The sequence below is a fragment of the Planctomycetota bacterium genome, from assembly GCA_018242585.1.
GTDB lineage: Bacteria > Planctomycetota > Planctomycetia > Pirellulales > PNKZ01 > JAFEBQ01.
The window spans coordinates 1-6,088 of the sequence record JAFEBQ010000018.1; the positions used below are offsets into that span (position 1 = coordinate 1).

The 6,088-nt window shown below is 61.0% G+C and carries 13 protein-coding genes; all 13 read right to left on the reverse strand.

Annotated elements, in window-relative coordinates; all coding sequences use genetic code 11:
- Positions 1–168, reverse strand: a 168-nt coding sequence (locus tag JSS27_09740; protein MBS0209224.1) for a hypothetical protein, incomplete at its 3' end; no start/stop codon positions are given.
- Complete coding sequence (locus JSS27_09745; protein MBS0209225.1) at positions 158–364, reverse strand: hypothetical protein; 207 nt, start codon at positions 362–364, stop codon at positions 158–160. The genes JSS27_09745 and JSS27_09740, both read right to left, overlap by 11 nt.
- A gap of 74 nt (positions 365–438) precedes the next feature.
- Positions 439–1,743 carry a hypothetical protein gene (locus JSS27_09750; protein ID MBS0209226.1) on the reverse strand — a complete coding sequence of 435 codons (1,305 nt, stop codon included), beginning with the start codon at positions 1,741–1,743 and terminating at the stop codon, positions 439–441.
- Complete coding sequence (locus JSS27_09755; GenBank protein MBS0209227.1) at positions 1,740–1,898, reverse strand: hypothetical protein; 159 nt, start codon at positions 1,896–1,898, stop codon at positions 1,740–1,742. The genes JSS27_09750 and JSS27_09755 overlap by 4 nt, the downstream gene beginning before the upstream one ends.
- Positions 1,899–2,235: 337 nt before the next feature.
- The gene (locus JSS27_09760; protein ID MBS0209228.1) at positions 2,236–2,691 is read right to left on the reverse strand and encodes a hypothetical protein; all 456 of its coding nucleotides are present in this window, start codon (positions 2,689–2,691) and stop codon (positions 2,236–2,238) included.
- Entirely contained in the window at positions 2,688–2,903 is a 216-nt protein-coding gene (locus JSS27_09765) for a hypothetical protein (protein MBS0209229.1), read from the reverse strand. The genes JSS27_09760 and JSS27_09765 overlap by 4 nt, the downstream gene beginning before the upstream one ends.
- A gap of 38 nt (positions 2,904–2,941) precedes the next feature.
- Positions 2,942–3,118 (reverse strand): hypothetical protein, encoded by a 177-nt coding sequence (locus JSS27_09770; GenBank protein MBS0209230.1) that lies wholly within the window; start codon positions 3,116–3,118, stop codon positions 2,942–2,944.
- A 95-nt stretch (positions 3,119–3,213) separates the two neighbouring features.
- A complete protein-coding gene (locus JSS27_09775; protein MBS0209231.1) occupies positions 3,214–3,504 on the reverse strand; it encodes a hypothetical protein in 291 nt (96 codons plus the stop codon).
- Positions 3,504–3,719, reverse strand: a complete 216-nt coding sequence (locus JSS27_09780) for a hypothetical protein (protein MBS0209232.1) — start codon at positions 3,717–3,719, stop codon at positions 3,504–3,506. The genes JSS27_09775 and JSS27_09780 overlap by 1 nt, the downstream gene beginning before the upstream one ends.
- Positions 3,716–4,036, reverse strand: a complete 321-nt coding sequence (locus tag JSS27_09785) for a hypothetical protein (GenBank protein ID MBS0209233.1) — start codon at positions 4,034–4,036, stop codon at positions 3,716–3,718. Before JSS27_09785 ends, JSS27_09780 begins: the two co-directional genes overlap by 4 nt.
- Positions 4,033–4,476: a hypothetical protein gene (locus tag JSS27_09790; protein MBS0209234.1), complete on the reverse strand. Its 444-nt coding sequence runs from the start codon at positions 4,474–4,476 to the stop codon at positions 4,033–4,035. Before JSS27_09790 ends, JSS27_09785 begins: the two co-directional genes overlap by 4 nt.
- 384 nt (positions 4,477–4,860) lie before the next feature.
- Positions 4,861–5,370, reverse strand: coding sequence for a hypothetical protein (locus tag JSS27_09795; GenBank protein MBS0209235.1), 510 nt, complete (start codon positions 5,368–5,370; stop codon positions 4,861–4,863).
- A gap of 87 nt (positions 5,371–5,457) precedes the next feature.
- A partial coding sequence (locus tag JSS27_09800) for a DNA primase (GenBank protein MBS0209236.1) occupies positions 5,458–6,088 on the reverse strand: 631 nt, incomplete at its 5' end.

The following is a 6,088-nucleotide window of genomic DNA, read 5'->3' on the forward strand; positions in this document are numbered from 1 at the left end:
GGTGCGGCGCGAGGAAATGGAGCGCTTGCGCGCCGTGGCCGTCCAGGGATCGCCTTCGGCGTCCAGGATTTGACGCACGCGTTCCTTGGACAAGCCCACGTCTTCCGCAATTTCACGGAAGGACTTGCCCGTGCGACGCAGTTCCAGGATCCGTGCGTTATTCGCCATAGTAGGCCTTGCGCATGTGATCCCGGAGCCGCGGAACTTCCTTGGGCATGTGGGTACGGGCCAGGTCGAACGCGATACCGTCGACGTAGACACCCTTCTTGATCAGGGCGTGGAGCGCACGCACCTTGCCCGCACGGATAGCGTCTTGCAGGGCGCGGGTCTGCTGGGGGTCGTGGTCTGGTTGGCGGGCGAACATGACAAGCCTGTGGATGGTTTCGTACCAGGCTAATGGGCTTGTCCTTTCTGGCAAGTCTGGTCTTGCGAGCCAGTTCAATCCTGGAACAAGCCCCGCCGATCCCCCATCCACAGGTACATGCGTTCGCCCGCGGACTGGACGTTCCTGACCTTCTTCAACGCCTTGTCGCTGAACTCGGTCAGGGCTGCGACCGTCGCTTGAGCGGGCCCGTCCTCGGGTGGCGTCTGGGTGATGGTCAATCCCGGATAGGAAATCCGGGCCACGTCGGCCAGGGTATCGAGGTGGCGATGAGTGAGTTGCCGTGAGAAGTTGAATTCCAAGACTTCGCCGGTTTCTGCCCCCACCACCAGGTAGAGGAAGTCGGACTTTACGGACTTCATTTCCGTGCCGGTCGTAATGGCGGTCAGCCAGGCGGCTTGGTCGGTGCAGTTGAAAGCCACATGGTGCTTGCGAGCGTGTTCCGCCATGCGGCGGATTTTGCGCGGGATCGTGTCACCGCCGCATTGGATTTCGGCCATCATGCCTTCATGGGTTTTCCCTCCCAGAATGCCTCGCAACACAGGCTGCGTCAGTTCTGGCCGATGGTCGCCGTAATGCCACTTGTTGGCGTTCTCACTGAACCGTTCACCACAACCCCGGCAGATGAAACGCTGAATGACCATGGCGGAATGCTTGACCGGGCGCGTGCCGAACTTGGCGGTCTGGTTCGAATGGCATTTCGGGCACGGCGTATTGTTGGTCGCAGCCGGAGCCTGCTTGGGACGAACGGCCTGCTTCGGCTTCGGCTCCCTTTTCGGCTTCAGCTTCGGTTTCGCCCGCACGCCGATACAGGCCAGTTCGTGCTTCATCAGCACGCGATGAACGAACCCCGCGTCGAGGCCAAGTGTTTCTGCCGTCTCCTTCTGCGACAGGCCCTGCGCCCGGCACCCCAGGATCTGTTCAAGCCGCGTTTGCCGCGCCTGGGCCTCCTGGGCTTTGCGCTCTACCGCCAGCGCACGCTGCGCTTCCTTCGCCTGCCTGGAACGTTCTTTCTGTTCTTCCCGAAGGCGTGCGCGTTCCTCTTGGCGCACCTTGACCATGGCTTGACGCAAGGCGCGCTCGGCTTCGATCCGAGCAACATGTTCCAGACGCTTCTGCTCTCGCGCCAGCGCCCGCTCTTCCTCCTTCCTTGCCTTGACCAGGGTCTTGGTAGCCACCATCGGATTTTCCGGGCGCATAACCTGGACCTGTTGGGCGAACCGACGCTGGATCACGTCTTCCGCCACCGCCACCGGGCAGTTCAATAGGTTGGCTATTCCCTTCGGCAAATAGCCTTCCCGGTGCAAGCGCATGATCGCCGCGGGCAACAGTTGGTCCAGCACAGCCTGGCGCATGATCAACGCAGTACCTGATTGTTCAGGAAGTTGCGCACGGCCTCGATTTTGCCGAGCGTGCAGACCTTGTGATCCCGTTCCAAGACCCAGCCCTGGCGGGAACGCCACATGTCATAGCCGAAGGCGTGCGCGCGTCGAATAAGGGATTGAACGTCAATCATGGAGGTCTCCTGGTAGGTTGCTAGCAGTTGCTAGCACATAACCATTGTTTGGCTGTTGTTCTTTTTGACAAGTCAGCACCATTGAGCGGTTACGCAAAAACGAAAGCCGCCTTGAGGCGGCTTCTGGACAGCGTGATTTCCGAGAACTAACCTCATATCACGTAAGGCGTATGAGGCGTTTTGCGTGGGTGAAGATGTTTCCGTGAGAAGAAGCGAAGAAGTGGAAACGGAGCCGGGGCCGCTACTCCAAACTCCCAATCAGAATGTTTCGACGTGCAGAAGAACGTTTCGGTTGTAAGGGCATGGTGTTGGTAGCACCATGCCCTTTTCTTATCAGTCAATCTTCCCCAGGCAACATCAAGGTCAGCACAGGTTCACCCTGGTCGCCCGGCCCCACCACCAGAATGAATTGCTGGGTGAGCGCCACCGACACACTGCCGGACCTTGGGACCATCAGCACGTCAAAGTAGACGGTGCTGGTCGGCTCCTCCTGCGCCGCTTCCCGCGCAGCCAGTCCTGCCAGCGACAGAACGTCATGCAGTCGACCTTCGGTGGTCTGGCCGGTGGCGTTGTCCTTCCGGGCTTCGTCGCCCTCGTTCCATTCCAGGGCGTGCCACACGCCACTGGTGCAGGCCATGGGGATCTTGAACCCATAACGGGGAGCGATGGGTGTCAGGTCGCACAGCGTCCCGTCGTCCAGTGCTTGGGCGCGGGTGTAGACGGAAATCGGCTCGCCCCAGAACGCCTCCATGCGCTTGCGCTGCAGGTTGATCACGTTGTCGTCGTCGCTCATTGGAATACCCACTCGTTGGCTTGGTCTTCGATCTGTTCCAGCCACGCCATGACGCGGCCCGGGACGGGCAACAGGTGCCCTTGGTTGGTGTCGGTTTCGGCGGTGTCCAGGACGCGTGCTAGCGTGCCGCTAGCACTTGCGTTGGGGGCGTAGACCATCAACGGCGTGCCCTGGCCGGGGTCATCCGGAAAGACTTGGCGGCGGTCAGCCACGACAGTCCATCCGTCGGGGCCATGGAAGGTGTTGGTGTTCAATGCTTGGTCTCGCTGTGGGGGTTGTGCGACTGGAAGTAGTGATCCAGCCAGGTGCGGGCGGCGTGGTCGCCGGTATGGAATGCAATCTCGCTGGCCCAGAAGTTGACCGGCCAATCCAGACCGAACGGCACCTGCTTGGCGTACTGCTGTGCCAGCAGGCGCAACTGGCTCATGTCGTCCACCGTTGACCCTGTGAACGGCATGACGGAGCAAGCCGTGGGAGAAATGCGCCGGACGTAGCCCTGTGCGATGGGGCCTTTCCGGTGCCTCATGCGGCCACCCGCTTGGCTTCCTGACGCTTGAACCATGCAAGCGACAGTTCATCGACGGGCTCGCCCTGGACGTTGAAGTCCAGTGCGGGGCTGGCGGTGCGCTTCATGGTGTCCACCACCAGGTCATCGGCCCAGTAGCCATTGCCCTCGGGCGACCACAAGGCGCCCGCGCAATCGTTGTGCCGCACCTGCTCGATGGCGTCGGCAATGTTGTCGGCTTCAACGGTGAGCGTGGCCGTGTGGGGCACGATCTTGTTGAGGCGGACGTTGAACTGATAGGTGGCCATTACTGCTTACTCCAGAACCAGAAACTCTCGACGAACCGCTCGACGGTTCGCTCGGTGATGGGGCCGCTGGCCAGCAGCGACCCGGAAACGGCTTCTATGCGGAGCCGGTTTTTCTTCTCGACGATCCGCACGCCCAGGGTCTTGCCACGGCGCACGATCCGACCGTCGTCGGACAGGTGGGCGTCATACGCCTGCAGGACTTGTTGCCAACTCATGCCGCGCTCCTTGTTTCACTACCCGGAGCGTTTTCGTCCAGCCATGCATTGACTGCCTTCTGGTCTACGGTGTTGCCTGCCATCAACTGGCGGGCGCACCAGTCGCCGAACGTTTCGGACACTTCGTAGGCCCAGCAACCGGGGAACCCCTCGGGTACGAAATAGGCTTGGTAGTGGGCGTCCAGCAACGGCTGGAAGGCCAGCACTTCCGCCACCAGTTCCAACTCGCCGCCGTCGTAGTGGCTGGTTGTGGGGTCGCGGAACGCGGCGTCAACGCCAATGGCCATGAAGGCCAGATCGAGCGGATCATTGATCATGCGGCCTCCCTGTAATAGAAGGACTCGCCCGAGAAGATGACCACGCTGTTGTCAGGATCGCGCCGGAACTCCACGCGCAAGTCGCCGGAACAGTTCGGGACATGGCCGTTGCACTCGGACAGTTCGCGCTCTTGCTCGCCTGCCACTTCCACGGCAAACGCTCTGGCGTCCATGACTTCGTCGGCGTCCAGCGGGCGGCGCAGCAGGACTTCGCCGGCCTGCGGCCCCTCGGGGATATAAACCACCACCGTGAACTCGGGCGGCACGCCCCAGGTCGGTTCGCCTTTCTGCTCGGCGCCATGGCCTGCGCACGGTTCACACCATGTGTCATCAAGGGAGGTCAGCACCACCCAATCCTCGGCGTCAGCGTCCCACTGCAAAATGCCGTCATGCCGGATATCCCGACTCCCACACTCTGCGCAATACCACGTCTCTTTCATTGCTGGTTCCAGTCCGGGACAAGCCCCGCGAATGTCTCGGAATGGAGACCAACAGCCGGCAGGCGGCGCGCTGTCAATGGAGGAAGCACTAGCGGCTGGCGCGGCCCGCAGGTACGAGGACACGGGCCGCTAGAGCGACCATTGACAGAAAGAGCGACGGCGGTTGGCACACGGCGAAGCCGTTTGATCCTGGGCCAGGGACCGAAGCCCCGCAGGGGTCGATCCGTGATCGATCGTCAGACGACGGGCGCGTTGGCTATGCCAGGCCCCGTGTTCGCCAATGAGGATCGCGCTTCATGCGCATGTGCAACCAGACCAGCAACGCAGAAAATCCCAGGGAAGGTATCGTCGGAACGAGCAACAGAAATATCGTTGCAACAGGTTTCAACGTGGCATTTCCATCGGCGCTTTCAGCAACGACGTGAGTTCACCGATCGCAACAACAGGCTTCACGCACGCGATCCTCGGATGATCTACAGACGCTTTACGGGTCGAACCGCCATTGCGTTTGATTTCGATAGAACGACGGATCCCTGCACTAATCCCGGTCTCGAACACGTCGCCTTCAATCAGCACTTGACCTTTACCTTCGGGCAACGCAATCAACGTTTCATACACGCCCCGCTTATCGGTACGCACGACTGCAAGTTGCTTGCCATCCAACGTATCGATCGAGATAGCGCGATCAGAGACGGGGCCATAGCCAGTGCGCCAGAACGCACCGCGGATATGGCAAATGCCATTTTCGACGCGGGCTTCCGGCTCGCCGGCCAACCGATAAATCTCTTGCCGACTGGGCGCTTCACTGGCGTTGGACGAAAAGGCAATGAACAAAAGCGCGCAGAATGTGGCGCCTGCGGCAAGGAGGGGAAGGTGATGGGAGGGAGTGGACATGGCGGACCTGGTAGGTGGGTGGGTACCTAACCATTCTTGGGCCATTGTCGTTCCTGGCAAGTCCGCCATGCCCTCGCCCTTTCCGCTCTACATCGCAATCCCCAGCGGTACCAATGCGGCCTTGGCAACCACCGCCACGGCGGTTTCAAGCACCGGCAAGCGATCGAGCGCGCCTTCTGCAAGTTCCGCGGGCGGCAAGACAAGAGGCAAGGGTTCGTAGGTAAAGCGCTCCAAGCCCAGGAAGTCGCAGACCTTCTCGGCAGCGGTCGCCGCCGTATACACGAAGTTCGGATCTTCCTTGGCGATCTTCATCCAATGGTGGATATAGGCCGCGTGCTGGGTGGGGTCGTGTCCTATGCCCAGTTCAACACCCATGATATGGCTGGCGGTTTCGGCAATCATTTCCTCGCGGGCATAGGACTCGGATCCGAAGGCGCCCGACAGGTCGCGGTTCAAGCGGCTTTCATGGCCAGACCAGTGCGCCAATTCATGGGTGAGGGCCGCGTAATAACCCGCAGGGTCCAGGAAGCGTTCGGGATACGGCATACCGATCTTGTCCGCCTTGGGCGCGTAGTGCGGGTTGCTTGCGCCGTGAATAACAACAGCGCCCGAGGCCTTGACCAAGGCCTCGCACCTTTCATGCCGTTCATGCGGCGTCGACTCGGGCCGCTTGGGTGGCGGTGGCAATCCATCGATCTGTTCGGCGTTGAACACGCTG

Excerpts from the sequence above, each read along its gene's own strand:
- JSS27_09745 (MBS0209225.1), bottom strand. The coding sequence starts at position 364 with ATGTTCGCCCGCCAACCAGACCACGACCCCCAGCAGACCCGCGCCCTG.
- JSS27_09755 (MBS0209227.1), bottom strand. The coding sequence starts at position 1,898 with ATGATTGACGTTCAATCCCTTATTCGACGCGCGCACGCCTTCGGCTAT.
- JSS27_09760 (MBS0209228.1), bottom strand. The coding sequence starts at position 2,691 with ATGAGCGACGACGACAACGTGATCAACCTGCAGCGCAAGCGCATGGAG.
- JSS27_09770 (MBS0209230.1), bottom strand. The coding sequence starts at position 3,118 with ATGAGCCAGTTGCGCCTGCTGGCACAGCAGTACGCCAAGCAGGTGCCG.
- JSS27_09775 (MBS0209231.1), bottom strand. The coding sequence starts at position 3,504 with ATGGCCACCTATCAGTTCAACGTCCGCCTCAACAAGATCGTGCCCCAC.
- JSS27_09780 (MBS0209232.1), bottom strand. The coding sequence starts at position 3,719 with ATGAGTTGGCAACAAGTCCTGCAGGCGTATGACGCCCACCTGTCCGAC.
- JSS27_09785 (MBS0209233.1), bottom strand. The coding sequence starts at position 4,036 with ATGATCAATGATCCGCTCGATCTGGCCTTCATGGCCATTGGCGTTGAC.
- JSS27_09790 (MBS0209234.1), bottom strand. The coding sequence starts at position 4,476 with ATGAAAGAGACGTGGTATTGCGCAGAGTGTGGGAGTCGGGATATCCGG.
- JSS27_09795 (MBS0209235.1), bottom strand. The coding sequence starts at position 5,370 with ATGTCCACTCCCTCCCATCACCTTCCCCTCCTTGCCGCAGGCGCCACA.